A 24,484-nucleotide genomic window follows, 5' to 3' on the forward strand; every position below is an offset into this window, starting at 1 on the left:
ACGTGGTTCTCAACGCTCCTCCAGGAGCAGCGCGGCCGCCCCGATCACCGCCGCGCGCGGGCCCAGCTTCGCGGGCAGCGGCCGCAGGCCCGAGGGCTGCGGCAGCAGCTCCGCCGCGAAGGCCTCCGTCAGCGGCTCCCAGAACGGGGTGCCGATGGAGGCGACGCCGCCGCCGATCACCACCCGCTCCGGGTCGACGGTGTTGACCAGCCCGCCCAGTGCCCTGCCGAGCGCGCCCGCGCCCTCCGCGAGCGCCGTACGGGCCTCGTGGGCGTGCGCGGCGTTCCCGGAGGCGGCCAGTTCGGCGACCTCGCGCAGGTCGCCGCCGCGCCCGCCGCCCGTCAGCTCCGCGAACCGCGCGGCGATGGCGGGCCCGGAGGCGACGGCCTCGAGATGGCCCGTACGCCCGCAGTTGCAGGGCCGGCCGGCGGCCTCGGGGACCGCGATATGGCCGAACTCGCCCGCCGTCCAGTGCGCGCCGCGCAGCAGCCGCCCGCCGACGGCCAGCCCGCCGCCGATGCCGGTGCCCACGCTCACGTAGAGCGCGGAGGAGGCGCCCGCGCCCGCGCCGAAGGTCTGCTCGGCGAGGGCGAAGACGTTCGCGTCGTTGTCGGCGGTGACCGGGAGGTCCAGCCGGGCGCGCAGCTCGTCGGCGAGGCGGGTGCCCGCCCAGCCGGGCAGCAGGTCGTTGGCGGACAGCACCACTCCGCGGTCGCGGTCGACGACGCCGCCGGTGCCGATGCCGAGCCCCGAGGCCCGCTCCCGGCCGCCGAGTTCGCGTACGGCCGCGGCGATGGCGTCGAGCACGGCGGACGGCCCCTCGGCGGCCGGGGTCGGCCGTACGAGCGTCTCCAGCAGCGTGCCGTCCCCGGACACGAGCCCGGCGGCGATCTTCGTACCGCCGACATCGACGCCGACCGTCGTACGGCCCCGGTCCTTCCCGGGCTCCGTCATGACTGCCCCCTGCGCACGGTGAAGCGGATGTCGTAACGGTCCGCGCGGTAGAGCGTCGTGGTGGCCTCGACAGGCGTGTCGCGGCGGTCGAGGCCGACGCGCCGCACCCGCAGGCCCGAGCTGCCGAGCGGGACGCCCAGCAGCGCCGCCTCCGTGTCGTCGAGATCGACGGCGCGGACGACCTGCTCGGCGGAGCGGATCTCCAGCCGGTACCGCTCGCTCAGCAGTGCGTAGAGCGAGCCGCTGAGGTCCTCGTCGGCGAGACCCGGCACGCGGTCGGCGGGCAGGTGCACGTTCTCCAGGCACATCGGCGAGCCGTCGGCCAGCCGGAGCCTGCTCACGCGGACGACCTCGGCCTCGGGGGCGATGCCGAGCTGCTCGGCGACCTGCCGCCCGGCCCGCACGGTCCCGGCCGCGAGCAGCCGGGAGGCCGGTTCCAGGTTCCGCTCGCGCATGTCCTCGGAGAAGGAGGTCAGCGAGAGGGACTTGGAGACGACGGCGGGCGCGACGAAGGTGCCCGCGCCCTGCACCCGGTAGACGGTGCCGGAGGCCTCCAGGGCGTCGAGCGCCTGCCGCACCGTGTTGCGCGAGACGCCGTGCCGGGTGGAGATCTCCCGCTCGGTCGGGAGCGGGCTGTGCGGCTCGGCCCCCGCCATCTCGGCGAGGAGCGCCTGCCGCAGCTCCTCGTGTTTGGCCTGTCTGGCCACGCTTCACCCTCACTCGGATCGCTCGGATAGGTACCAACCAATATGGAAAATTCTACGGCCCATCTTGTTTCCGTCCAAGTGAACTGCCAAATTGGTACCTGCCAATTTCGGGGGATGTGGAGAAGGGAAGTGCCATGGCGTCACCCAGCACCACCGTGGCGCGGAGCGGCGGAGCCAGCCTGCGCCCGGTGACCGGCGTCGCCCTCGTCGCGGCGATCGGCGGACTGCTGTTCGGCTACGACACGGGCGTCATCTCCGGCGCGCTGCTCGACATCGAGTCCGACTTCGGGCTCTCCTCGTTCGGCTCGGGCGTCGTCGTCAGCTCGATCCTGGTCGGCGCGATGATCGGCGCCGCCGGGGCCGGGAACCTCTCCGACCGGTACGGGCGCCGCCCCGTGCTCGTCGCCGCCGCCGGGATCTTCACGCTCGGCGCCGCCATGGCGGCCTTCGCGCCCTCGGCCGCGCTGCTCACCGCCGCGCGCGTCGTCCTGGGCCTGGGCATCGGCGCCGCCTCGAACCTGGTGCCGGTCTACATCGCGGAGGTCGCGCCGCCCCGCTTCCGCGGCCGCCTGGTGGGCCTCAACCAGTTGATGATCACCCTGGGCATCGTCCTCGCGTACGTCGCCAACTACACGCTCAAGGACGTCCCGCACGACTGGCGCTGGATGTTCGGCCTCGCCGCCGTGCCCGCCGTGCTCTTCGGCGCGGGCATGCTCCTGCTCCCCGAATCGCCCCGCTGGCTCGCGCTGCGCGGCGCCACCGAGCGGGCCCGCGCCGCGCTGCGGCGGGTCCGCGGCGACGGCGACCCGGGGGCCGTCGAGGGCGAGCTGGCCGAACTGACCGCGGGGCCCGCCGCCGGAGCGGGCGCCGCACCCCGCCGCGGACGGTGGCGCGCCCTGGCCGACCGCTCGGTGCGCCCGGCGCTCGTCGCGGGCGTCGGCCTGCAGATCCTCGGCCAGGCGTCCGGCGTCAACACCGTCATCTACTACGCGCCGAAGATCTTCGAGAGCAGCGGCCTCGGCTCGTCCTCGGCCGTCCTGGCGACGGTCGGCGTGGGCGTGGTGAACCTGGTGATGACGCCCGTCGGCATGCTCGCCGTCGACCGCTTCGGCCGCACGAGGCTGCTCGGCACGGGCGCCGTCGTCATGGCCCTCGCGCTCGCCGGGCTCGCCGCGACGCTCGCCGCCGGGGGCCAGGACTCGTCGTTCGCGTGGCTCGCGGTGCTCTTCGTGGTCCTCTTCATCGCCGCCGTCGCCACCACGCTCAACGTCGTGGTCTTCATCATCCCCTCCGAGCTGTACCCGCTGCGGGTACGGGGGACGGCGATGAGCCTCACCATGTTCTCGAACTGGACGATGAACTTCCTGGTCTCGCTCACGTTCCTCACGCTGCTCGACGCGCTCGGCGGCGCGGGCACCTTCACGCTCTACGCGGCGGTCTGCGCCCTCCTCGCCGTCTTCACGGCCCGCCGCATCCCGGAGACGCGGGGCAAGAGCCTCGAACAGATCGAGCGCGAACTCGCCCCGCGTGCCGGCGCCCCGCGTGCCGGAGCCCCGCGCTGAGGCTCACGCCCCGGCGATCGCGTCCCACGCGGACTCCGCGGCGGCGACGGCCGGTTCCGCCGCCGCGTCGGCGCCCGGGGTGCCGAGCGAGGCGAGCCCGGCGGCCAGGGCCCGTACGGTGTCCGTCGCCACGGCGCGGTCGGCGGCGCGGCCGTAGTGGTTGACCCGGAGCATCTCCCGGGCCAGCGCGCCGCCCGCCGCCTGGAGCGGCACGTCGCGGCCGTCCTTGAGCGCGGCCTCCACCACGTCGCGCGCGTCGAGCCCGTCGGCCGTGCGCAGCGTGGTGGCGGCCGGGGCGGCGTCCTCGTCCCGCACCACGTACGGGTCCAGGCCCGGGAGTTCGCGCGCGGCGGCCCGCAGCGCGGCAGAGGCGGCGCGGTGCCGGGCGAAAGCGGCGCCGAGCCCCTCGGCCGCGACCCGGTCGACGGCCTGCTCCAGCGCCAGCATCTCCAACTGCGCCGGGGCGTGCGGCAGCGCGGCACGTCCGCCGTCGAGCCAGCGCTCCTTCCAGTCCAGCAGGGAGAGGTACGAGCGGCGCGGCGCGTCCTCGTTCGCCGCCATCCGCTCCCACGCCCGCGCGCTGACCGACACGGCCGACACCCCGGCGGGCCCCGCCAGCGCCTTCTGGCCGCCGATCACGCACAGGTCGACGCCCCACTCGTCGGTCGGCAGCGGCTCCGCGCCCACCGAGGCGACGGCGTCCAGCATCAGCAGCGCCCCGTGCTCCCGCACGACCGCGCTGATCTCCGCGACGGGGTTGGTGTTGCCGGTCGCCGCCTCCGCGTGGACCAGGCTCACCAGGCCGATGCCGGGGTGCGCGCGCAGCGCCTCCGCGACCTGACCGGCGGCGACGGCACCGGTGAACGGGGCGCTGAGCGTGACGACTTCCGCCCCGCAGGAGCGCAGCCAGCCGCCGAACGTCTCGCCGTACGGGCCCGTCACGATGTTGAGCGCGGTGCTGCCGCGCGGCGCGGCCGAGCGGATGCAGGCCTCCAGCGGCAGCAGCGCCTCGCCCTGCATGATCACCACGTCGGAGCGGGTGCCCAGCAGCGCGGCGACCTTGTCCTCGATCGCGGCGAAGCGGTCCGCGCCGAGCGGCGGGAGGTCCAGCAGGGACGGGTGAGCGTTCGTCGCGGGAGTCGCGGGGTCGTTCGTCGCGGTCACGGGCGCCTTCCAGCAGCAGCGGGCCGCATCCCTCACGGCCCCGGTACTGCCCGACTGTACGACGTGGCCCCGCACGCCCCTCGCGCGGTCCCCGCCCTCCTACGGCTTGCGGCCCACCCCGCCGTACAGGGCGACGACCTTCCGGGTCTCCATGTCGGGGGCCTCCGGGCGCCACTGGGGGCAGGGCACGACGCCGGGCTCGACGATCTCCAGGCCGTCGAGGAATCCGGCCACCTGCTCCGGGCTGCGCGGGTGGTACGGCACGGCGCCGCTGCGGTTGTAGCCCTCCAGGGCCTTCACGTAACGCGGGTCGGTGTTCGTCCCGTCCCGCACCGCGAGATAGCTGCCGGAGGGCAGCGCGTCCATCAGGCGCCGCACGATGGAACGGGCCTCGTCGTAGTCGGACACGTGCGCGAGGATCCCCATCAGCATCACCGCCACCGGCCGGTCCAGGTCCAGGGTCCGGGCGGCGGCCTCCAGGATCCTCTCCGGCTGCTCCACGTCGGCCTCGACATACGCCGTCGCGCCCTCGGGCGTGCTCGTGAGCAGGGCGTGCGCGTGGGCCAGCACCAGGGGGTCGTTGTCGGTGTAGACGATGCGGGACTCGGGGGCCACGCGCTGGGCGACCTCGTGCGTGTTGTCGACGGTGGGCAGGCCCGTACCGATGTCGAGGAACTGCCGGATGCCCGCCTCTTCGGCGAGATAGCGCACCGTGCGCCCGATGAAGTGCCGCCCTACGCGGGCGAGTACGGCCATGTCGGGGAAGACGGCCAGGATCCGGTCGCCGGCCTCCCGGTCGACCTCGTAGTAGTCCTTGCCCCCGGTCCAGTAGTCCCAGATACGCGCCGAGTGCGCCACCGTGGTGTCGATCCTGGCGGCCTTGTCCGTCTTCTCGGGCCCCTCCGTCATGCTCCGCTCCCACCTCGCGTCGGCTGGTCCCACCCACCATAGGCGCCGTCGGCCGCGCGGGCAGGCCGTCCGACCTGGGAAGAGCTCAGGCGCGGCGGGCCGCCACCGCCTCGAAGACCGCCCAGCCGTCCAGCTCCAGCCCCGAGGGCTCGTCGGGGTCCCAGCCGCGCGCCAGCGCCTCGTCCAGCGCGGCCCGCACGGTGCCGGGCTCGTGCAGGTTCAGCAGCGGCCCGTCGACGGTGCCGACCGCGCCCGAGAACATCGGGTACCCGTCCGGTACGAGCTTGCCGGGCCGGTCCCGGAAGACGAGCCGCAGCCGCCCCCGCGCACCGTGCCGCCGGAGCGTGAGTGTCTCGGCGCAGTCGACGTTCCGCCCCTGCTCGTCCCGGCGGTGGGAGTGCCGTACCGACCAGAGGAAGGTCTCCTCGCCGACGACGAGGCGCCGGATCCTCTTCTCGCTGCGGGTCATCCCGGCAGCCTACGACGCGTCGCCCGCCGGGTGTTCGCCCCCTGGCCGGGGGACGTGCCCGGCCCGGTGCGCGCTCAACTCGGCGACCTGCGCGCGGAGCTGCCGTACCTCCTCGGTGAGCGCGGTGATCGCGACCGTCTGCCGCTCGATCTCCTCGTCGTCGCGGTCGAAGTGGGCGATGAACCAGGCCGCGATGTTGGCCGTCACCACACCGAGCAGGGCGATCCCGGAGAGCATCAGCCCGACGGCCAGCACCCGCCCCGGCCCGGTGACCGGCGCGGTGTCGCCGTATCCGACCGTCGTCATGGTGGTGAACGCCCACCACAGGGCGTCGCCCGTCGAGTGGATCGTGGATCCCGGCTGGCCGCGCTCGACCTCCAGCACGGCCAGCGAGCCGAACATCAGCAGCGCGACACAGGCCCCCGCCACATACGTGGTCACCCGGATCTGCGAGGCCAGCCGGGCCCGCTGCCCCACCAGCAGCAGCGCGGCCACCAGCCGGAGCAGCCGCAGCGGCTGCACCATCGGCAGCGCGACCGCGAGCAGCGCGAACGGATGCCGCCGTACGAAGAGCCAGCGGCGCCGGGACAGCGCGAGCCGGACGAAGTAGTCGAGCGCGTACGTGCCCCACACGCCCCACTCGACGCCGCGGCAGGCGTTCCGTACCCAGCGCGGGGAGTCGGGCAGCAGGATGGGCGCCGCGTAGGCCAGCGCGAACAGGCCCGCGAGCCACAGCAGGGGCACCTCGGTGCGGCGCTCCCAGCGCTCGCGCGCCGCTTCCGGGGTGGGGTCGGTGCCGTTGTCACGCTCCATGGCGGGCATCCTATGGAGCGCGGCGAGCCGCTCCGGCGGACGGTCAGACGGTCGCCACCAGCAGGTCCTCGCCCGTGGACATCCGGAGCCCGTCCGTCCGGCCCGCGAAGTACCGGCCGTTGAGCTGCGTCGCCGACACGTGCCGCACGTCGGCGAACCCGGCCTCGCGGGCCATGGCGAGCATCTCGTCCGGGGCGAAGAAGCTGATGAACGGCGTGCCGTTGGCACGGGCCCCGCGCTCCGCGTACGCGCGCGGCGCGCGGTCGGCCTCGTCCACCAGCGGCAGCGGGAGCTGGAAGGTCATGACGGCGGTCGAGCCGGGCGCGAGCGCGGCCATGTCGCGCAGGGTGGCGGCGTTGGCCTCCTCCGAGAGGTACATGCTGACGCCCAGCGAGGCCACCACGGCGGGGCCGTCCGCCGCGAAACCGGCCTCCACCAGCCGCTTCGGCCAGGACGCGCCCGCCTCGAAGTCGACCGGCACCAGCCGCAGCCCCTCGGGCACGCCGTACCCCAGCTCGGTCAGCCTGCGGCGCTTCCACTCCACGGCGCCCGGCCGGTCGGCCTCGAACACCCGGAGGCGGGCGGCGAGAGCGGGACGGCGCTGCACGAAGGTGTCGAGCCCGGCGCCCAGCAGCACGTACTGGCCGACGCCCGCCGCGGCGCGCTCGGCCAGCAGGTCCTCCACGAAGCGCGCCCGCGCCACGACGCCCGCGCGGAACGTCCGGGTGCCGTCCGGGTCCATGTCGTCCCGCTCGCGCCAGCCGTCCTCCGGGCCCGCGAGCCGCAGCCCGGTCTCGTCGGTGAACACGTGCGGCGGCGGGTCGACCAGCGTGTGCAGGGCCCGCCACAGGGCGACCCGTACCGCCGTCCCGTCCATGTCGGTCTCCACGCGGACGACCGTAGACGGGGGAGCGGGCGTGGCGCTTCCTGAGAATTGCGCTCCTCGTCAGACCCGGTCCACGATGCCTTCCCTCCGTTCGGCCCTGGCGCAGTGCGCCCCGCAGTACCAGTGGCCGTCGGCCTCGACGCCCTGCCCGATGATCTGGACCCGGCAGTGCTCGCAGATCGGCGCCATACGGTGGATCGCGCACGAGAAGGAGTCGAAGACGTGCCGGGCCCCGTCCTGGGTCTCGATGTAGAAGGCCAGGTCGTAGTCGTTGCCGCAAACCTCGCAATGTGCCATGGGCGCATGCTCCAGAGCGGCGGGGGCGCCCGCAAGGCTGTGCCGGGCGGTTCGCCCCCGCTGCATCCGGTCGGCGCAACGTGCCGCGTACGTGCGCGGGGGTCAGCCGAAGTAGGCGTCGAAGTTCTTGGAGAACTCGCCGTTGTTGAAGCGGTCCCAGTTGATGGACCAGGTCATCAGGCCGCGCAGCTTCGGCCAGGTGCCGTGCGGCTTGTACGAGCCGCAGTTGGTGCCCTTCGTCAGGCAGTCGAGGGACTTGTTGACCTCGGAGGGCGGCACGTGGCCGTTGCCCGCCTGCGGGGAGGCGGGCATGCCGATGGCGATCTTCTCCGGGGGCAGTGGCGGGAAGACGCTGGCGGTGTCGCCCTTGACCGGGAAGCCGGTGAGCAGCATGTCGGTCATGGCGATGTGGAAGTCGGCGCCGCCCATCTGGTGGTACTGATTGTCGAGGCCCATGATCGGGCCGGAGTTGTAGTCCTGGACGTGCAGCAGCGTCAGGTCGTCGCGCAGGGCGTGGATGACGGGCAGGTACGCGCCCGCGCGGGGGTCGCCGCCCCACTGGCCGGGGCCGTAGTTCTGGTAGCCGAGCTGCACGAAGAACGTCTCGGGCGCCATGGTCAAGGTGAAGCCGGAGCCGTACTTGGCCTTGAGGGTCTTCAGGGCCGAGATCAGGTTCACGATGACCGGGGTCCTGGGGTTCTTGAAGTCGGTGTCCCCGGAGTCGAGGGAGAGCGAGTGGCCCTCGAAGTCGACGTCGAGGCCGTCGAGGCCGTACTCGTCGATGATCTTGGAGACAGAGGCGACGAACGTGTCGCGGGCCTGCGCCGTGGTGAGCCGGACCTGGCCGTTCTGGCCGCCGATGGAGATCAGGACCTTCTTGCCCTGTGCCTGCTTGGCCTTGACGGCGGCCTTGAACTCGTCCTTCGTCTCGACGTTCGGGCACTCCGACTTGGGACACAGGCCGAAGCGGATGTCGCCGGAGGTGGCGGAGGTCGGCTCGCCGAAGGCGAGGTCGATGACGTCCCAACTGTCCGGGGTGTCGGCGAGCCGGGTGTAGCCGGAGCCGTTGGCGAAGCTCGTGTGCAGATAGCCGACGAGCGCGTGCTCGGGGAGCGCGGCGGCCCTCGGCGGCGCGGAGTCCGCGGCGGACGCGGCGGAAGCGACGGACGCGGCGGCCGGGGCCGCGAGCAGCGCGGACGCCAGCAGCGCGAGCGCGGCGCCCGCGGCGCGCAGCCTGGGTCTGGACGTACGGGCACGGGAGCGGGGCGCGGGAAGGGGTGCCACGACTGCCTCCGGTGGGGTGGGGGCGGGGAGTGCGGGACACCCACAAGCTGGTCCAGACCAATACCGCTGTCAAGGTGTCGCGCACGAACCGCCGTTACGTCCCCCGAGTTCCCCGGGTCCCCCCGGTCTCCAGTGCCTCCAGCATCCGCCGCTGGTGCTCGTGCCCGACCGTCTCGTAGCCGACGACGGTGACGAACGGGGCCAGCATCACCACGAGCAGGCACACCGCGATCGCCACACCGGCCGCGGCGAGCAGCACGGCGGCGGCCAGGACGGCGAGCGTCAGGGAGATCAGGAGCAGGTGGAAGCGGTCCGCTGCGGACAGCAGCAGCGTGTGCAGCAGATAGACCATCAGCAGATAGAGGCCGACCGGGAGCGCCAGCCACAGGACGACGGACGTGTTGCCGATCTCCGCGTGGTGTTCGAGCGCGAGCCCCGCCACATGGAGCCCCGCGCCCGCGCCCGCGATGCCGAGGAAGAGCAGGATGTGCCCGTAGCCGAACAGATAGCCGCGTGAGCGGCGGTGGATGAGCAGGTCGCCGAAGGGCGTGGCGAAGTAGACCCACCACATGCCGAACGTCAGCCCGACCCCGGCGACGACGACGGCGATCGCGTTCCCCGTCCACCGCGTCCCGTCCTCGCCGCCGAGCAGGCCGCCCGAGGAGGCGACGGTGCCGACGACGCCCTCGCCGAGGGTGATGATCGCGAAGAGGCTGTACCGCTCGGCGACATGGTGCGGATGCCAGGGCGTACCGCCCGCGCCGCCCTGGGTGAGCGGGGCCAGCAGCAGTTCCAGGATCGCGAGAGCGGCGAGGGCGGGGACCATCACGGGGAGCGGCGGATGGGTGAAGGCCACCACGACCCAGCCGATCTGGATGAGCACGGTCCAGCGGATGCCCGCCAGCCCCACCGCGTGGAACGCGGGCGACTCCCGCGCCGCGCGCCACCACTGGAGGACCATCGCGACGCGCATGATGACGTACCCGACCACCATCACCCGCACGTCGAGGTGCGCTCCGCCCTCCGCGACGGAGTGGTACATCGCCGGGAGGCCGAGCGCAAAGACCACGACGCCGGTCATCTGCACCATCGTCAGCACGCGGTAGAGCCAGTCGTCCGTGGCGAACGCGGAGGCGAACCAGGTGAAGCTGATCCACGCGACGCTGATCGCGAACATCGCCAGCGTGAACGCCGCGAGGGCCCGCCAGGGGTGCCCCTCGGCGAGCAGCTCGGCGAAGTGGGAGGCGGCGGTGCCGACGGCGACGACGAAGGTCAGGTCGAACAGCAGCTCCAGCGGGGAGGCGACCCGCCCGCGCTCCTCCGGATCCCGGCCGGTCATCGGCACCAGCCGGCGGCGCAGCCTGCTCTGGCGGACTTCGTGCGCGGAGTCGTTCATGCGCAGCATGATGCCCGAGGCCGCGGTGCCGAGCCGTCAGCGCGGGACCGTCAGCGTGGCCGAGCCTCCACGCCCGCCCCCACCAGGCGGTGCCCGGCGGCGGCCAGGCCCTCCGACACGGCCTCGGCGAACGCGGAGACCGCCTCGTTGTGCCGCGTCGGCACCCACACCACCGAGGTCTGCCACGCCAGCGCCGCGCCCTCCAGCGGGCGCCAGACCAGCCCGTCCGGGAGCGGCGTCGCCGGGGGCTCGTTGAGGTGCACGCCGCGTCCCGCGAGGACCAGCCCGTGCACGAAGTGCGGGTTGCGCGCGTGCCGGATGGAGCCCGGCAGCAGCCCCTCGTCGCGGCAGATCAGCAGCATGTGGTCGTAGAGCCGGGGCGCCATGGCGCGCGGGAAGATCACCAGCGCGGCCCCGTCGAGGTCCCGCAGCCGCAGCGGCCCGCCGTCCCGCGCGGCCGGATGGTCGGCCCGCAGGACCACGCCCAGCTCGCGCCGCGCCACCGGGCCCGACTCCAGGCCGACCGTGTCGGCGGGGTGCCGGACCACGCCCGCGTCCAGCTCGCCCTCGCGCAGCCGGACCAACTGCTCGTCCGTCGTCAGCTCGTGCAGGTCGATCAGCACGTCCGGCACGCGCCGCGCGAAGCCCGCCGTCAGCGTCGGCAGCACCGGCGGACCCGTGTCCGGCGGTACGCCCACGCGCAGCACGCCCGCCTCCCCGGGCCGTACCCGGCGCATCGCCTCGCGCGCGCCGTCCACCCCGGCCAGTACGGGCCGTACGTGCTCCAGGAGCAGCGCGCCCGCCTCGGTGAGCTGGACCCGGGGACGGGTGCGGTCGAAGAGCCGCACGCCCAGCTCGTTCTCCAGGTCCCGGATGCGCTGGGACAGCGGCGGCTGCGCCATGTGCAGCCGTGCCGCGGCCCTGCCGAAGTGCAGTTCCTCGGCCAGGACGGCGAAATAGCGCAGGTGACGCAGCTCCATGCGCGCACCATATCGCTGCGATATCGCGGGCAGTCCCGATTGGTGTTAGCCAGCTCACACGCCCGGCTGTTTGCATGGCTGCCCACGGGAAGCCCGCGAGCGCTCATCTTCCCGTAACCCCCCTTCTCCGCAGCGGCACACACCCCTGCCGTGGCCCTGCCCTGCGCCCGTACAGAAAGGCCCGCTCGTGACCGACACCAGCACCGACACCAGCACCGTCCTCGTGACCCGGCACCCCGTCCCCGCCACCGAGGGCGTCCATGTCGCCGAGGTGACGCTCAACCGGCCCGACAAGCTCAACGCCTGGACCGCCGGGATGCGGGACCGGCTCGTCGCCGCGCTCGACGAGGCGGGCGCCGACGACCGGTGCCGCGCCGTCGTGCTCACCGGCGCCGGGCGCGCGTTCTGCGCCGGGCAGGACCTCGCCGAGACCGCCGCGATCGACCCGGACGACCACGCCGCGGCCGAGGCGTGGATCGACGACTTCGGCCGCCTCTTCCGTACGGTGCGCGGGCTCGACAAGCCCGTCGTCGCCGCCGTCAACGGGGTCGCCGCCGGGTCCGGCTTCCAGTTCGCCCTCCTCGCCGACCTGCGCATCGGCCACGAGGGCGTCCGCATGGGCCAGCCCGAGGTGCTCTCCGGCATCCCCAGCATCACCGGCATCTGGGCCATGCGCGGCATCCTCGGCCGGGCGAAGACCACCGAGTTCGCCCTCACCGGCCGCCTGGTCGACGGCACCGAGGCCGAACGGCTCGGCCTCCTCTCCCGCCTCGTCGACCAGGACCAGGTCAGGAGCGAGGCCCTCGCCGAGGCCGTACGCCTGGCCGAACTCCCGCCCGGCGCGGTCGCGCTGACCAAGGGGCGGCTGCGCGAACTGGACGACGCGGGCCTCGACGAGGCCGTCGACGCGGCCAAGAAGGTCCACACCGCCGCCTACGCCACGGGCGAGCCCCAACGCGAAATGGCCCGCTTCCTCGCCGGCCGCCGCCGCTGAACCCACGCCGCACCCGCGCCCGTACGTCAGGAGGACCCCCATGACCACCAGCGTGACGCCCGCAGAGACGGGTTCGGACGAGGAGGCCGCGTACCGGCGGCTCGTCGCCGAGCATCAGTGGAGCGTGCCCGAGCGGTACAACATGGCCGCCGATGTCGCCGACCGGCACGACGGGGACGCGCTCGCGCTCGTCTTCGAGGACCACACCGGGCACCGCGAGGAGGTCCGCTGGCAGCAGGTCCAGGACCGCTCGCGGCAGGTCGCGGCCCATCTGCACGCGCTCGGCGTGCGCAAGGGCGACCGCGTGGCCGTCCTGCTGCCGCAGCGCCCCGACACCCCGGCGACGTACCTCGGCGTGCTGCGCACCGGCGCCGTCCTGGTCACGATGTCGCTGCTGTGGGCGGACGAGCCGATCCGCTACCGGCTCGCCGACTCCGGCGCGACCGTGCTCGTCACGGAGAGCGCGGCCCTCGGCCGTACGGAGGGCTACGAGGGCACTGTCGTCGACGTCGACGACCCGGCGATCGGTGCGCTGCCGCCCGCGTACGAGACCGTCGCGACGTCCCCCGACGACCCGGCGCTGATCTTCTACACCTCCGGCACGACCGGCCCCGCCAAGGGCATCGTGCACGCCCACCGCACGCTGCTCGGGCACAACGAGTTCCGGGTCTGCCACGACCTGCGGCCCGGCGACGTGTTCTACGGCGCGGGGGACTGGGCCTGGTCCATGGCCAAGCTCATGGGCCCGCTGCGCGCGGGCGCCACGCACCTCGTCTACCGTCCCGCCGGCGGCTTCGACCCGGCCGGACTGCTGGCCTCGATGTCCCGTAACAAGGTCACAACGGCCCTGGTCAACCCCACTTTCCTGCGTAAGATGGCGCAGGACGTCCCGGACGCCGGGGCGCGGTATCCGCAGTCGCTGCGGGTGGTGTGCTGCTCCAACGAGCCGCTCACGCCCGACCTCATCGAGTGGTTCCGCGAGCAGTTCGGCGTGACCCCGCTGGACTACTACGGCTCCACCGAGTCGTATCCGCTCCTGGGCAACTTCCCCGGTGTGCCGGTCAAGCCCGGCTCCATGGGGCGCCCCCTGCCCGGCTGGGACGTCGCGCTGCTGGACGAGGACGACCGCGAGGTACCCGTGGGCGAGCCGGGCGAGATCTGCCTGCGGACCGGGTCCAACCCCCAGTTCCCGCTGGGGTACTGGAACCGGCCGGAGGCCACCGCCGAGACCTTCGGCGGAACCTGGTACCGCACCAAGGACCAGGCCGTCAGGGACGAGGACGGGTACTTCTGGTTCCTCGGCCGCACCGACGACGTCATCAAGACCTCCGGCTACCGCGTCGGACCGTACGAAGTGGAGGCCGTGCTGCGCGGTCACCCCGCCGTCGCCGAGGCCGGCGTGGTCGGCGTCCCCGACGCGGTGCGCGGCCAGGCCGTCAAGGCCTGGATCGAGCTGGCCGACGGGCACGAGCCGGGCGAGGAGCTGGCCCGCGAGATCCGGGAGTACGCGCGCGCCGCGCACTCCCGGTTCGCCTACCCCCGGCTGATCGAGTTCGCCGACGAGCTGCCCCGCTCGGCCACCGGGAAGATCCAGCGGGCCGCGCTGCGTGCCCGCGAGTCCGCCCGCGAGTCAGGAAAGGACGGGACGAGGTGACGACGGACAGCACCCTTCCGCGCGAGCCGGAGCCCCAGGACGCTCCGCCCGTCGCCGCCGAGCCCGCCGACGTGCCCCGCGTGCGCCGCAAGGTCGCCCTGGCGACGGCCATCGGCAACTTCGTCGAGTGGTTCGACTCCGGCGCGTACGCCATCATGTCGGCCACCATCGCGGGGCTGTTCTTCCCGCAGTACGACAAGACCGCGGCGCTCCTCGCCACCTGGGCCGTCTTCGCCGGGGGCTTCATCGCCCGGCCCGTCGGCGCCGCGTTCTTCGGCCGCTACGGCGACCGGATCGGGCGCAACCGGATGCTGGCCCTGAGCGTGCTGTGCATGAGCGGCTCGACCCTGCTCATCGGCCTGCTGCCGAACTACGCCACGATCGGCATCGCCGCGCCCGTCCTGCTCTTCCTGCTCCGCGCCGTGCAGGGCTTCTCGACGGGCGGCGAGTACACGGGTGCCTCCGCGTTCATCATGGAGTACGCCCCCGAGGGCCGCCGCGCCCGTTACGCGAGCGTCGTGCCGCTCACCGTCGGGCTCGCCTCGGTCGCGGGCGCGCTGACCGGGCTCGTGATCACCTCGTCGCTGACCGAGGGCGCGCTGGAGAGCTGGGGCTGGCGCGTACCGTTCCTGCTCGCCGGGCCGCTCGGGCTGATCGGGCTCTACCTGCGCACCAGGATCGAGGACACGCCCGTCTTCCGCGCGATGGAGCGGCGCGAGGCCGTGCGGCAGTCGCCGCTGCGGGACGCGTGGCGGGTCTGCCGCCGCCAGGTGCTGACGCTCTTCGGCTACAGCATCACCAACGCGGTCGGCTACTACCTCATGAGCAGCTACATGATCTCCTACATGTCCGAGGAGGTCGGCTACACCAAGTCGGAGGCCATGCTCGTCGGCCTGGTGGCCATGCTCGCGTACAGCGTGGCCTGCCCGTTCATGGCCGCGGCCAGCGACCGTTACGGGCGCAGACCGATGCTCCTGGCGGCCTGCGGCGGCTTCGCCGTCACCACGCTGCCGGTCTTCTGGCTGATCGGCACCGGGCTGCCCGGCGCGCTGGTGGGCACCTCGGTCCTCGCGGTGTGCGTCGCGGTGATCGGCACGTCGAACGTCCCGGCGATGGTCGAGATGTTCCCCGGCCAGCTCCGCGCCAGCGGCTCGGCGCTCGGCTACACGGCGGCGTACGTGCTCTTCGGCGGCACGGCCCCCTTCGTCGCCACCGGCCTCGTCACCGCCGCCGACAGCCCCCTCGCCCCCGGCGTCTACCTCATGGGCCTTGCCATCGTCTCGGCCCTGGTCGTCCTCTTCTCCTTCAGGGAGACGCTGCGGCTGCCGCTCACGCGGACGACCGTGGAGTGACCGGGCCGGTCCGGTCCGGGAAGTCCTCACGGGCCGCGCCCCCGGCGACCGTGCCGGCCAGCAGCGTGTCCCGCGCCGGGCTGGTGGTGTGCGGGAGGTGCAGGGCGTGGAGCGGGGCGTGCAGCGGCGGGTGGAGGGGGAGGACGCGGACCCTGCCCCCGGCGGCCGGGCCCGGGGGCGTGGTGACGAACGCGAGCCGGTCCGTGCCGATCACGGCGGTGACCGGCGGTGTCCCCTGGCGCGGGGTCCGCTCGACGCGGGGCTCGAACCCGGCGGCCCGGCAGTGCTCGACGAGCAGATCGGTGTAGCCGGAACGGCCGGGCGGACCCCACACCATGAAGTGCTGGTCCGCGAGGTCCGGGAGCGAGAGCCGCTCGCGCCCGGCGAGCGGATGCCCCGCGGCGACGGCGATGTGCAGCCGCTGCTGGTCCAGCGTGGTGCGGACCAGGCCCGGCGCGGGCCGCATGCCCCGGCACAGTCCGGCGTCCAGCTCGCCGCCGAGGAGCGCGGCGGTCAGCTCGTCCGGGTAACGCTGGTGGACCTCGGTCGCGACGTCCGGGTGGGCCTCGACGACGCGGGCCAGCAGCGCGGCGGTCTCCTCGCCGGTGACGGACGGGGTGTGCCCGACGCGGAGCGTCTCCGCCTCGCCGCGCCCCACGCGGCGCGCACGGCGCAGCGCCGCGCGCGCCACGCCGCGCAGCACCCGCGCGTCCTCGACCATGGCCCGCCCCGCGGGCAGCAGCGAGACCCCGCCGCCGCCCCGGTCCAGCAGCTCCACCCCGACCTCGCGCTCCAGGACCCGGATGGAGGTGGAGAGGGCCTGCTGGGAGAGGTGCAGCCGGGCGGCCGCGCGGGTGAGGCTGCCCTCCTCGGCCACGGCGATCAGATGGCCGAGCTTGTGCAGGTCCAGTCCCATGGGGCTCCCGGTCTCGTGTGGTCAGCGGGTGGTGTAGCCGCCGTTGGGGAACAGGGTCTGGCCCGTGAACCACCAGCCCTCGGTGGCCAGGAACCGCACCACGGGCACGATGTCCTCGATCTGCGTGAGCTGGTTGCCGAGCGCCTGCGACTTGTGGAACTCCACGCGCTCCGGCGTCTCCTGAGGGTAGAAGAACGGGGTGTCCATCGGCCCGGGCGCGACGAGGTTCACGGAGATGTGCCGGTCGGCGAACTCCTTGGCGGCGGCCCGCGTGAAGTGCTCCAGCGGCGCCTTGCCCCCGGCGTACGTCGAGTAGCCGTCGGTGAAGGCGGCCAGCAGCGAGGTACCGAGGCTGATGATCCTGCCGTGGTCGTTGATCCTCCGCCCCGCCTCCTGGAGGAAGAAGTACGCGGCCTTCGCGTTGACCCCGAACATGCGGTCGTACTCTTCCTCGGAGGTCTCCAGGATCGGCTTGCGCAGCACCATCCCGGTGGTGTTCACGGCGACGTCCACCCCGCCGAAGGTGTCGACGGCGGTGTCGAACAGCCGCCGCACGTCCGCGACCCTCGTCAGATCGCCCTGCACGGCGACGGCCTGGCCGCCCGCGTCCTCGATCTCCTTGACGGTCTGCTCGGCGGCGTCCCCGGAGCTGTGGTGGTGCACCACGACCTTCGCGCCGGACTCGGCGAACGTCGTGCTGATCAGCCCGCCGAGGTTCTTCGCGCCCCCGGCGACGACCGCGACCTTGTCCTGCAGCGTGTGCTCGGCCATGACGGCTCTCCTCACATCCGTGCTGGTGACCGGCTTGATCACCGGTCCTGTCGCCGAGGCTAGGCAGGTGCGGGGCGCCTTGCCCAACACAGACTTCGGGTGGTCCCACAAGGCCCGTGGATACCCGCAGGTCCGGGCCGGGGCGCCGCCGCGCGGGCGCCACGGGATCGCCCCGAAAGGGGGAGCGTGAACGGCCCCGCGCGCCCCGCCGTACGCTGTGCCGATGTCTGACGACGAGACGCTCCTGCGCCGTATCGCCGACCGTGTGCCACCGCCCCGCGAGGCCGTGAACGGCGCCGGGGACTGGGCGGCGGCCGAGCGCGCCGCGGGGACCGCGCTGCCCGGGGACTACAAGCGGCTCGTGGAGACGTACGGGCGCGGGGACTTCTGCGGCGCGCTGTGCCTGTGCACGCCGTTCGGCGGCGCGGACAATCCCGTACGGCTGGAGGTCGAACTGCTCGACGACTACGGCCCGTTGCGCGACATGGGGCCCGAGCGGTATCCCTACCCGCTCTGGCCGGAGCCGGGCGGGCTGCTGGGCTGGGCCGTGACGGAGGCCGCCGGGCGGCTGTGCTGGCTCACGGAGGGCCCGCCCGAGAGCTGGCCGGTTGTGATCTGGTCGCGCGACGACGACTACGAGCGGTACGGATGCGGCGCCGCCGCCTTCCTCGACGGCTGGCTCGACGGGCGCCTGACCTCCGACATCCTCGGCCCCGCCGACGAGCTGCCCCCGTACTTCGACCCGGCCGTGCGGCACGACCACGTCTACGTCCGGCTCGACGAGCCCGGGGGCCCCGACGTCCCGCCGTACGACGAGCGGCTGCGGATCCTGCGCGAGGCCCTCGGCCCCACCGCCGACCGCGGCACCTACGAGCACCAGGGCGCCCGCCAGGACCACTTCGCGGTCACGGGGACCGGCTGGCTCCTGACGTACGAGATGACCTACGGGCACCAGCTCCGCGTGGCCTTCCCGCCCGCCGACAGCGCCCGCGCCCGTACGGCCGTGCTGGACGCGCTGGGCCGCATGGGGTGCACGGTGCACGCGATGAACACCGTGCACGGCACCTCGGCCTGGGAGCCGCCGTCCGGGGGAGAGCTCACTCCAGGCCGGTGATCTGGGTGCGCGAGGTGAGGCCCAGCTTCGTCAGGATGTGCTCGACGTGCGCGTCCGCCGTGCGCTTGGAGACCACGAGCCGCTCGGCGATCTCCCGGTTGGTGAGCCCCTCGGCGACCAGCGCGGCCACTTCCCGCTCGCGCCGTGTGAGCGAACCGCCCGTGCGCCCCGCCGCACGCGCCCTGCCCCGGGGCGCCGTCCTCCCCGGCGCGTACGGCGAGCCGTCGCCCGTGATGTCCCCGGCGCCCTGCCGCGCGCCGGGGCGCGGCGGCGCGTCGCGGTCCTCCACCGCGAACGTCACCGCCGAGGCGGTGTCCAGCGCGGCCCCGCGCGCGTGGCAGCGCTCGTACGCCGCGTCGCCCAGCGCGGCGCGTGCCGCCGCGACCGCCGCGCGGTGGTCCACCAGCAGGACCTCGGCGCCGAACATGGCGCAGCCGATCCGGTCCCATATGGCCTGCGCCGCGCCCAGCAGCGCGGCGGCGCGCTCATGGCGCCCGTCCTCCTCCGCGTACCAGGCCAGCAGCTCCAGGGCGATGCCCAGGCCGAGCCGGTCGTCGATGGTGTGCTTGAGGCGGACGGTCTCGCCCAGCCGCTCGCGCATCCCGGCCGGGTCGTGCTCCGCGCCGTGCCGCGTACGGGCCTTCCACAGCGCCAACTGCCGGTACAGCAGGCAGTAGCTGCGCGTCCAGCACTCGCGGGGCGCCTCGTCCAGCACGGCGAGGCCCTCGGCGGAGATCTCCCAGGCGTGCGCGGCGTCGCCGACGACGGCGGCGCCGAAGGTCTGCTCGAACGCGGCGATGGCCAGCCCGTCCCGGTCGCCGAGCTTCCGGAAGCGCCGGCGGGCCTCGTCGAAGTCGCGGTGGCACTCGGCGAGCCGCCCGCGGAACATGGCGAGGCAGCCCCGGTACTGGACCGCGTACGCGGCCCCGCGCTCGTCCCCGATCCGCTCGGCCGCCTCCAGGGCCTGGCCGACGCGGGCGTCGGACTCCTCGTACCGCCCCAGGCACATCAGCAGCCAGGCCAGCCGGTGCAGGGCCTCGACCCGCTCGGGGCAGTCCCGCCCCGTCTCCTCCAGGGCGGCACCGAGCCAGCGGGCGCCCTCCAGCAGGCGCCCCGCCGTCAGCCAGTGGGTCCACAGCCGGGTCGCCAGGACGAGCCCGCGCAGGGCGAGTCCGGGGTCGCCGGAGCCGACGGTGTGCTCCAGGGCGAGCCGGAAGTCCTGGAGGCGACGGCCGACGGCGGTCAGCAGCGCGGGCTGCGCGTCGCTGTGGAAGGGCGCGTCGGCGCGCTCGGCGAGCCGCTCGCAGTAGGCGAGGTGCTGGAGCCGGTACGTGTCCTCCTCGCCGCTCGCGGCGAGCCGCTCCGCGCCGTACTCCCGCAGGGTGTCCAGCAGCCGGTAGCGCGTGGGCTCCTCGTCGGTGCGCAGCACGACCGACTTGTCGACGAGCCCGATGAGCTGCTCCAGCACGTCCTCGGCGGGCAGGTCACCGCCGCCGCACACGGTCTCGGCGGACTCGGCGTCGAAGCCCCCGGCGAACACGGACAGCCGCCGCCACAGCGTCTGTTCGCGCGGCGAGCACAGGTCGTGGCTCCAGTCGATCGTCGCCCGGAGCGTGCGGTGGTGGCCGGGAACGGCCGCGCGTCTTCCCCCGGTCAGCGCCTGGAGGCGGCCCTGGAGCCGGGTCGCCAGCTCGCTCAGCGACAGCGCCCGCAGCCGGACGACGGCCAGCTCGATCGCGAGCGGCATGCCCTCCACCCAGCGGCACACGGCGGTGACGTCCGCGCGGTTCGCGTCCGTCAGGGCGAAGCCCGGCGCCACGGCCGCCGCGCGCTCCGCGAAGAGCTGCACGGCCTCGTGGTCGGTCGGCAGCGGGGTGATCGGGAAGACGAACTCGCCCGGCACGTCCAGCGGCTGACGGCTCGTCGCCAGCACGGTGACGCCCGGCGCGATGCGCAGCAGCAGATCGACGTGCATCGCGCAGGCGTCCAGCAGGTGTTCGCAGGTGTCGAGGACGAGCAGCAGCCGCTTCTCCGCGAGATACGCGGCGAGCTGCTCCATCGGGTCCCGGTCGCCCTGCTCGGAGAGGCCGAGCGCGGCGGCCACGGTGTGCGGGAGCAGCACCGGGTCGCGCAGCGACGACAGCTCGACGAAGCACACGCCGTCGGGGTGGCGGGGGAGCCCCGCGCGGGCCGCGCGCAGCGCGAGCCGGGTCTTGCCCACGCCGCCGGGCCCGGTCAGCGACAGCAGCCGCGCCTTGCCGAGCAGCGCGGCGATCTCCCGCAGCTCCTGCGAGCGGCCCACGAACCCCGTGATCTCGATCGGGAGTTCGCCGGCGCGTTCTCTCGCGTGTCCCAGCCGCATCCCGTGCTCGCCCTCTGCCGCCTGCCCTGTGCCCCTGTGCCCGAATGGGTATCCATAGGCTACGCGTAATGGGTTGTGCACTCTAGGTGCCGACCGGGGTACGGGACGCCGCCTGCCCGGCGTCCGGGCTGGTCAGCCGACGCGGCGCGGGGCGCGGTCCGCGGGGTGGGTGCCCGTGACGGACAGCAGGGCGGAGTAGAGGGTGGTCTCGGCGGTGATGAGGATCCGGTTCCGCTTGGCGCCTGCCCAGGCGATGTTGGAGACCACCTCGGGCACGTTCAGCCGTCCGATGAGGGTGCCGTCCGGGTCGTAGCAGTGCACCCCGTCCGCCATGGCGGCGGCCCACAGGCGGCCGTCCGCGTCGAACCGGATGTTGTCGAACCGGGCCCCGGCCGCGCTCCTCGGCCCGGCCTCGGCGAAGACGCCGCCCTCGGAGAGCGTGCCGTCCTCGCGGACGTCGAAGACCCGGATCTGGCCCACCCGCGTGTCGGAGACGAACAACCGCCGCTCGTCCGGCGAGAAGACCAGCCCGTTCGGGCCGCCGAAGCCGTCGGCGACGAGCGTGACGCCGCCGGTGGCGGGGTCGATCCGGTAGACGTTGCAGGCGCCGATCTCGCTCTCCGCGCGATGGCCCTCGTAGTCGGTGGTGATGCCGAAGTCCGGGTCGGAGAACCAGACGGAGCCGTCCGACCGTACGGCCGAGTCGTTCGGGCTGTTGAACCGCTTGCCCTGCCAGCGGTCGGCGAGCACGGTGACCGTGCCGTCGTGCTCGGTGCGGGTCACACGGCGGTTGCCCTGCTCGCAGGAGATCAGCCGGCCCTCGCGGTCGAGCGTGTGCCCGTTCGTGTATCCGGCGGGGGAGCGGAAGACGCCGACGGCGCCGGTGGCCTCGTCCCAGCGCAGCATCCGGTCGTTGGGGATGTCGCTCCAGACGACCTGCCGCCACGCGGGCACATAGAGGGGGCCCTCGGCCCAGCGGCAGCCGGTGTGGAGGACCTCCAGCGCGGCGTCGCCGAACGAGCAGCGGCCGGTGCGGAAGCGCTCGTCGAACTCCTCGTAGAGCGGGGTCTGCTGGACGGTCATGACGGCTCTCCTGACTTCCTGGTGAAGAACATCCGGTATGAAGTGGCGTTGGCCGTATGGGATATGGTCGATCAGAGAATATGCCGAACCTGCTACGGAAGTGGTGATACGTGGATCACATCGACCGCCGACTGCTCGCCCTGCTCCAGGAGGACGCCACGCGGTCCTTCGCCGCGCTGGGCGAGGCCGTCGGCCTGTCGTCGGCCGCCGCCCACGAGCGCGTGCGCAAGCTGCGAGAGCGCGGCGTCATCCGGCGCACCACCGTGGAGGTGGACCCGGCGGCGGTGGGCCGCGGCGTGCTCGCGTACGTGAGCGTGAAGTCCACGTCCTGGATGGGCGATTCGGCGGAGCGCTTCGCCGCGCTGCCGGAGGTGCTGGAGGCGCACGTCGTGGCGGGCAGCGCCTCGGTGCTGGTGAAGGTGCGGACGGGCACGACGGAGGGGCTCCAGGACGTGCTGCGGCGGCTGCACGCGATCGAGGGCGTGAGTGGCACGGAGGCCGTGGTCGTCCTGGAGTCGTTCTTCGAACGCCCGGTGGATCCGGGGGACGGCGCCCCCGGGTGACCGCCCGGGGCCAGTCGGGGGCGGCCATCCCCGACTGGCCCCGCGCCGCGCGCCGTTCGGCCACGTGACGTCCACCGTCCGGTCACCGGAGGGCCGCCCCTTCTCCACGCTTCGACGTGACCATGTCAGCCCGACACGAAGGAGCCCTCCATGGCCGCGTCCCGCGGAAGCCGTCCCGGAACCGCCGTCCTCGCCGCCGCGCTCGCCGTCCTCGGCGCCGTCGCCTCGGCCCCCGCCGCCGGAGCCGAGAGCGGGGCGCTGCCCGAGGTGACCCCGCGCGCCGAGACGCCCGTGCTCTACGACGACGCGGAGGGCGGCGACGCCGACGCCGACGACCCGGCGATCTGGCGGAACCCGGCGGACCCGGACCGCAGCCTCGTCGTCGCCACCGCGAAGCAGGGCGGCCTGCGCGTCTACGACCTTGACGCGAAGGAGGTCCAGTCGATCCCCGCGCCTCCGGCCCCGGGCCCCGACGACGCGCCCGGCCGCTTCAACAACGTCGACCTGGTGCACGGCTTCGGCCTCTCCTCCGGCGGCGCCGACCTCGCCGTCACCAGCGACCGGGGCAGCGACAAACTGCGCTTCTACCGCGTGGACGGCGGCCGTTCGGGCGCCCCGCTCACCGATGTCACGGCGGACGGCGCGCCCCGGATCTTCTCCTCGTCCCAGGACGAGGTCAACGAGCAGCGCACCGCGTACGGCCTCGCCACCTGGAAGGACAAGGCGTCCGGCCGCTCGTACGCGCTCGTCAGCCAGCGCGAGCGCACGACCCTCGCGCTGCTGGAGCTGAAGGCGGCGGAGGGCGGCAAGGTCGGATACGAGAAGGTCCGCGAGCTGAAGCTGCCCGACACCTTCCGGCTGCCGAACGGCAAGGACTGGTCCCCCTGTGCGGAGCCCGGTGAGAAGCCGCAGGTCGAGGGCATGGTCGTGGACCCGGAGAGCGGCACGCTCCACGCGGGCCAGGAGGACGTCGGCATCTGGCGCCTGAAGGCGGACCTCACGGGGAAGCCCGTGCTCCAGGACAAGGTCCGCGAGTACGGGGTGCCGGGGACGTACGACGAGGGGACCGAGGAGTGCGTGCCGGGCGACGATCCCGGTTACGGGGGCGAGCACGTGGCCGCCGACGTCGAGGGCCTCACCCTGCTCACCGAGGACGGGGAGGACAAGGGCGACGGCTATCTGCTGGCCTCCAGCCAGGGCGACGACACCTTCGCCGCCTACGACCGGGAGGAGTCAGACGGCCACGAGTACGAGGGCGGGTTCCGGGTGGCCGCCGCGTCCGGGGAACTCGACGGCTCCGAGGAGTGCGACGGCGCGGCCGTCCTCAACGAGCCGCTGGGGAAGAGGTATCCCCACGGCCTCCTCGTCGTCCAGGACGGCCACGCCACCCCTGAGGACGGCGAACGCGCCGCCACGGGCTTCAAGTTCGTCGATCTCGGCGACGTCCTGAAGGCGCTCGACTGACCTTCCCGGCTACACGGGGGCCGGTGCGTCCGCGGTCCGGGAGTCCTTCGGTACGGCGCGGCAGCCGTGGCCGATGATTCCCGTGCCGGGCGTCGGGTCGACCTGGGCGCACACCCAGTCCTCGGGGCTGCCCCAGTCCTCGACGTAGATGCCCTCGGCGGGGGAGTCGCCGGGCCGCGCGACGCAGCCCTCACCCATGATCGAGACCGACTCCGCCGGGCCGTTGGCGTCGGGGTCGGCCTCGAAGGTGTTGTCGCAGTCGTAGTAGTAGTCGGCCGCTGCCGGGCCGGGTGTGGCCGGGCCGGGCGCGGGGGCGGGCGGCGGCGGGGCGGCGGCAGCCGCGGGGGCCAGGGCCCCGGACAGGCCGAGGGAGAGCGTCAGGGCGGCGAGGCGCAGAGCGGTGGAAGAGCGCACGGAAGGTCCTCTCGTGGGGGGTAGGGGGCTTCGTGTCGCGGCGTCACGCTGCCCGCGCCGCGCCGCGCGAATGCGCTCGCTCCCTCGTACGAGTGGAGTCAGGTGTAAGGCCCGGGTGATCATCCCTGTGGGTAAGTGGCCTCGCCCGCTTGCCCGTTGACCTCGTACGAGTGGGGTGGGGAACGCTTCCCTTCCGGGCGGCCGAGCCGGATGGGACGGTCCGGACATGACTGAGGATAGCGAGATGAAAACGGCGTCCGAGGCGGGTCCCAGCAGGCGGTCCTTCGCGGCCGTGACCGCCGCCTCGGCCGCCGTCGCCGCGACCGGCGCCCTGGGCGGCGGGACGGCGGAGGCGCTGGCCCCCTCCGCGCCCGCC

The 24,484-nt window shown here is 73.8% G+C and carries 23 protein-coding genes; 7 read left to right on the plus strand and 16 right to left on the minus strand.

All coding sequences use genetic code 11. The features are described 5' to 3' along the window. Nucleotides 1–9 precede the first annotated feature (9 nt). Together ABD343_RS33280 and ABD343_RS33285 are read right to left on the minus strand one after the other, a co-directional pair. The gene (locus tag ABD343_RS33280) at nucleotides 10–954 is read right to left on the minus strand and encodes an ROK family protein (protein ID WP_344533628.1); all 945 of its coding nucleotides are present in this window, start codon (nucleotides 952–954) and stop codon (nucleotides 10–12) included. Then, a complete protein-coding gene (locus ABD343_RS33285; RefSeq protein ID WP_344533629.1) occupies nucleotides 951–1,661 on the minus strand; it encodes a GntR family transcriptional regulator in 711 nt (236 codons plus the stop codon). The genes ABD343_RS33280 and ABD343_RS33285 overlap by 4 nt, the downstream gene beginning before the upstream one ends. A gap of 134 nt (nucleotides 1,662–1,795) precedes the next feature. Here ABD343_RS33285 and ABD343_RS33290 point away from each other — a divergent pair, with 134 nt between their 5' ends. Next, nucleotides 1,796–3,223: a sugar porter family MFS transporter gene (locus tag ABD343_RS33290; RefSeq protein WP_344533630.1), complete on the plus strand. Its 1,428-nt coding sequence runs from the start codon at nucleotides 1,796–1,798 to the stop codon at nucleotides 3,221–3,223. Nucleotides 3,224–3,226: 3 nt separating this feature from the next. Here ABD343_RS33290 and ABD343_RS33295 read toward each other — a convergent pair whose 3' ends face one another. The 9 genes from ABD343_RS33295 to ABD343_RS33335 all read right to left on the minus strand — a co-directional run bounded on the left by ABD343_RS33295 (nucleotide 3,227) and on the right by ABD343_RS33335 (nucleotide 11,421). Further along, a complete protein-coding gene (locus tag ABD343_RS33295; RefSeq protein ID WP_344533632.1) occupies nucleotides 3,227–4,387 on the minus strand; it encodes a pyridoxal-phosphate-dependent aminotransferase family protein in 1,161 nt (386 codons plus the stop codon). 99 nt (nucleotides 4,388–4,486) lie between these two features. Continuing rightward, entirely contained in the window at nucleotides 4,487–5,296 is an 810-nt protein-coding gene (locus tag ABD343_RS33300) for an SAM-dependent methyltransferase (RefSeq protein ID WP_344533634.1), read from the minus strand. Nucleotides 5,297–5,381: 85 nt separating this feature from the next. Beyond that, nucleotides 5,382–5,765 (minus strand): hypothetical protein, encoded by a 384-nt coding sequence (locus ABD343_RS33305; RefSeq protein WP_344533636.1) that lies wholly within the window; start codon nucleotides 5,763–5,765, stop codon nucleotides 5,382–5,384. 9 nt (nucleotides 5,766–5,774) lie between these two features. After that, on the minus strand, nucleotides 5,775–6,578 hold the full coding sequence (locus tag ABD343_RS33310; protein ID WP_344533638.1) for a potassium channel family protein: 804 nt from the start codon (nucleotides 6,576–6,578) through the stop codon (nucleotides 5,775–5,777). 43 nt (nucleotides 6,579–6,621) lie between these two features. Continuing rightward, on the minus strand, nucleotides 6,622–7,455 hold the full coding sequence (locus ABD343_RS33315) for a class I SAM-dependent methyltransferase (RefSeq protein ID WP_344533884.1): 834 nt from the start codon (nucleotides 7,453–7,455) through the stop codon (nucleotides 6,622–6,624). A 69-nt stretch (nucleotides 7,456–7,524) separates the two neighbouring features. Continuing rightward, on the minus strand, nucleotides 7,525–7,761 hold the full coding sequence (locus ABD343_RS33320) for a hypothetical protein (protein ID WP_344533640.1): 237 nt from the start codon (nucleotides 7,759–7,761) through the stop codon (nucleotides 7,525–7,527). A 102-nt stretch (nucleotides 7,762–7,863) separates the two neighbouring features. Continuing rightward, on the minus strand, nucleotides 7,864–9,045 hold the full coding sequence (locus ABD343_RS33325) for a chitinase (protein WP_425578333.1): 1,182 nt from the start codon (nucleotides 9,043–9,045) through the stop codon (nucleotides 7,864–7,866). A gap of 94 nt (nucleotides 9,046–9,139) precedes the next feature. Further along, on the minus strand, nucleotides 9,140–10,441 hold the full coding sequence (locus ABD343_RS33330; protein WP_344533642.1) for a low temperature requirement protein A: 1,302 nt from the start codon (nucleotides 10,439–10,441) through the stop codon (nucleotides 9,140–9,142). A gap of 50 nt (nucleotides 10,442–10,491) precedes the next feature. Next, nucleotides 10,492–11,421, minus strand: a complete 930-nt coding sequence (locus ABD343_RS33335) for a LysR family transcriptional regulator (protein WP_344533644.1) — start codon at nucleotides 11,419–11,421, stop codon at nucleotides 10,492–10,494. A gap of 187 nt (nucleotides 11,422–11,608) precedes the next feature. Here ABD343_RS33335 and ABD343_RS33340 point away from each other — a divergent pair, with 187 nt between their 5' ends. Genes ABD343_RS33340 through ABD343_RS33350 form a run of 3 tightly spaced genes read left to right on the plus strand, consistent with a single transcriptional unit; the run spans nucleotide 11,609 to nucleotide 15,421 of the window. Then, nucleotides 11,609–12,415 carry an enoyl-CoA hydratase/isomerase family protein gene (locus ABD343_RS33340; protein ID WP_344533645.1) on the plus strand — a complete coding sequence of 269 codons (807 nt, stop codon included), beginning with the start codon at nucleotides 11,609–11,611 and terminating at the stop codon, nucleotides 12,413–12,415. Nucleotides 12,416–12,455: 40 nt separating this feature from the next. Next, the gene (locus ABD343_RS33345; protein WP_344533647.1) at nucleotides 12,456–14,069 is read left to right on the plus strand and encodes an acetate--CoA ligase; all 1,614 of its coding nucleotides are present in this window, start codon (nucleotides 12,456–12,458) and stop codon (nucleotides 14,067–14,069) included. Beyond that, nucleotides 14,066–15,421: an MFS transporter gene (locus ABD343_RS33350; RefSeq protein ID WP_344533649.1), complete on the plus strand. Its 1,356-nt coding sequence runs from the start codon at nucleotides 14,066–14,068 to the stop codon at nucleotides 15,419–15,421. The genes ABD343_RS33345 and ABD343_RS33350 overlap by 4 nt, the downstream gene beginning before the upstream one ends. On the opposite strand, the gene ABD343_RS33355 is transcribed toward ABD343_RS33350, so the two are convergent. After that, nucleotides 15,399–16,337, minus strand: a complete 939-nt coding sequence (locus ABD343_RS33355; protein WP_344533651.1) for a LysR family transcriptional regulator — start codon at nucleotides 16,335–16,337, stop codon at nucleotides 15,399–15,401. The genes ABD343_RS33350 and ABD343_RS33355 overlap by 23 nt on opposite strands. A gap of 21 nt (nucleotides 16,338–16,358) precedes the next feature. Further along, nucleotides 16,359–17,108, minus strand: a complete 750-nt coding sequence (locus ABD343_RS33360) for an SDR family oxidoreductase (RefSeq protein ID WP_344533653.1) — start codon at nucleotides 17,106–17,108, stop codon at nucleotides 16,359–16,361. Nucleotides 17,109–17,331: 223 nt separating this feature from the next. On the opposite strand from ABD343_RS33360, the gene ABD343_RS33365 reads away from it, so the two are divergent. Next, the gene (locus tag ABD343_RS33365) at nucleotides 17,332–18,222 is read left to right on the plus strand and encodes an SMI1/KNR4 family protein (RefSeq protein WP_344533655.1); all 891 of its coding nucleotides are present in this window, start codon (nucleotides 17,332–17,334) and stop codon (nucleotides 18,220–18,222) included. Here ABD343_RS33365 and ABD343_RS33370 read toward each other — a convergent pair. Beyond that, entirely contained in the window at nucleotides 18,206–20,584 is a 2,379-nt protein-coding gene (locus ABD343_RS33370) for an ATP-binding protein (protein ID WP_344533657.1), read from the minus strand. The two genes, ABD343_RS33365 and ABD343_RS33370, sit on opposite strands and share 17 nt — an antisense overlap. Before the next feature lie 132 nt (nucleotides 20,585–20,716). After that, nucleotides 20,717–21,667 carry an SMP-30/gluconolactonase/LRE family protein gene (locus ABD343_RS33375; protein ID WP_344533659.1) on the minus strand — a complete coding sequence of 317 codons (951 nt, stop codon included), beginning with the start codon at nucleotides 21,665–21,667 and terminating at the stop codon, nucleotides 20,717–20,719. A 110-nt stretch (nucleotides 21,668–21,777) separates the two neighbouring features. Between ABD343_RS33375 and ABD343_RS33380 the strand changes: the two genes are divergently transcribed. Further along, nucleotides 21,778–22,230: an Lrp/AsnC family transcriptional regulator gene (locus ABD343_RS33380; protein ID WP_344533660.1), complete on the plus strand. Its 453-nt coding sequence runs from the start codon at nucleotides 21,778–21,780 to the stop codon at nucleotides 22,228–22,230. 150 nt (nucleotides 22,231–22,380) lie between these two features. Beyond that, nucleotides 22,381–23,694 carry a phytase gene (locus tag ABD343_RS33385; RefSeq protein ID WP_344533662.1) on the plus strand — a complete coding sequence of 438 codons (1,314 nt, stop codon included), beginning with the start codon at nucleotides 22,381–22,383 and terminating at the stop codon, nucleotides 23,692–23,694. A 9-nt stretch (nucleotides 23,695–23,703) separates the two neighbouring features. On the opposite strand, the gene ABD343_RS33390 is transcribed toward ABD343_RS33385, so the two are convergent. Further along, nucleotides 23,704–24,108, minus strand: a complete 405-nt coding sequence (locus ABD343_RS33390; RefSeq protein WP_344533664.1) for a hypothetical protein — start codon at nucleotides 24,106–24,108, stop codon at nucleotides 23,704–23,706. Between the last annotated feature and the right edge of the window lie 376 nt (nucleotides 24,109–24,484).

The sequence above is a fragment of the Streptomyces albiaxialis genome (assembly GCF_039530985.1).
GTDB classification, from domain to species: domain Bacteria; phylum Actinomycetota; class Actinomycetes; order Streptomycetales; family Streptomycetaceae; genus Streptomyces; species Streptomyces albiaxialis.

What these genes read in the sequence shown, in the direction of transcription:
- ABD343_RS33280 (WP_344533628.1), bottom strand. Translation starts at nt 954, where the DNA reads ATGACGGAGCCCGGGAAGGACCGGGGCCGTACGACGGTCGGCGTCGAT.
- ABD343_RS33290 (WP_344533630.1), top strand. Translation starts at nt 1,796, where the DNA reads ATGGCGTCACCCAGCACCACCGTGGCGCGGAGCGGCGGAGCCAGCCTG.
- ABD343_RS33300 (WP_344533634.1), bottom strand. Translation starts at nt 5,296, where the DNA reads ATGACGGAGGGGCCCGAGAAGACGGACAAGGCCGCCAGGATCGACACC.
- ABD343_RS33305 (WP_344533636.1), bottom strand. Translation starts at nt 5,765, where the DNA reads ATGACCCGCAGCGAGAAGAGGATCCGGCGCCTCGTCGTCGGCGAGGAG.
- ABD343_RS33310 (WP_344533638.1), bottom strand. Translation starts at nt 6,578, where the DNA reads ATGGAGCGTGACAACGGCACCGACCCCACCCCGGAAGCGGCGCGCGAG.
- ABD343_RS33315 (WP_344533884.1), bottom strand. Translation starts at nt 7,455, where the DNA reads ATGGACGGGACGGCGGTACGGGTCGCCCTGTGGCGGGCCCTGCACACG.
- ABD343_RS33320 (WP_344533640.1), bottom strand. Translation starts at nt 7,761, where the DNA reads ATGGCACATTGCGAGGTTTGCGGCAACGACTACGACCTGGCCTTCTAC.
- ABD343_RS33330 (WP_344533642.1), bottom strand. Translation starts at nt 10,441, where the DNA reads ATGAACGACTCCGCGCACGAAGTCCGCCAGAGCAGGCTGCGCCGCCGG.
- ABD343_RS33335 (WP_344533644.1), bottom strand. Translation starts at nt 11,421, where the DNA reads ATGGAGCTGCGTCACCTGCGCTATTTCGCCGTCCTGGCCGAGGAACTG.
- ABD343_RS33345 (WP_344533647.1), top strand. Translation starts at nt 12,456, where the DNA reads ATGACCACCAGCGTGACGCCCGCAGAGACGGGTTCGGACGAGGAGGCC.
- ABD343_RS33355 (WP_344533651.1), bottom strand. Translation starts at nt 16,337, where the DNA reads ATGGGACTGGACCTGCACAAGCTCGGCCATCTGATCGCCGTGGCCGAG.
- ABD343_RS33360 (WP_344533653.1), bottom strand. Translation starts at nt 17,108, where the DNA reads ATGGCCGAGCACACGCTGCAGGACAAGGTCGCGGTCGTCGCCGGGGGC.
- ABD343_RS33365 (WP_344533655.1), top strand. Translation starts at nt 17,332, where the DNA reads ATGTCTGACGACGAGACGCTCCTGCGCCGTATCGCCGACCGTGTGCCA.
- ABD343_RS33370 (WP_344533657.1), bottom strand. Translation starts at nt 20,584, where the DNA reads ATGCGGCTGGGACACGCGAGAGAACGCGCCGGCGAACTCCCGATCGAG.
- ABD343_RS33375 (WP_344533659.1), bottom strand. Translation starts at nt 21,667, where the DNA reads ATGACCGTCCAGCAGACCCCGCTCTACGAGGAGTTCGACGAGCGCTTC.
- ABD343_RS33385 (WP_344533662.1), top strand. Translation starts at nt 22,381, where the DNA reads ATGGCCGCGTCCCGCGGAAGCCGTCCCGGAACCGCCGTCCTCGCCGCC.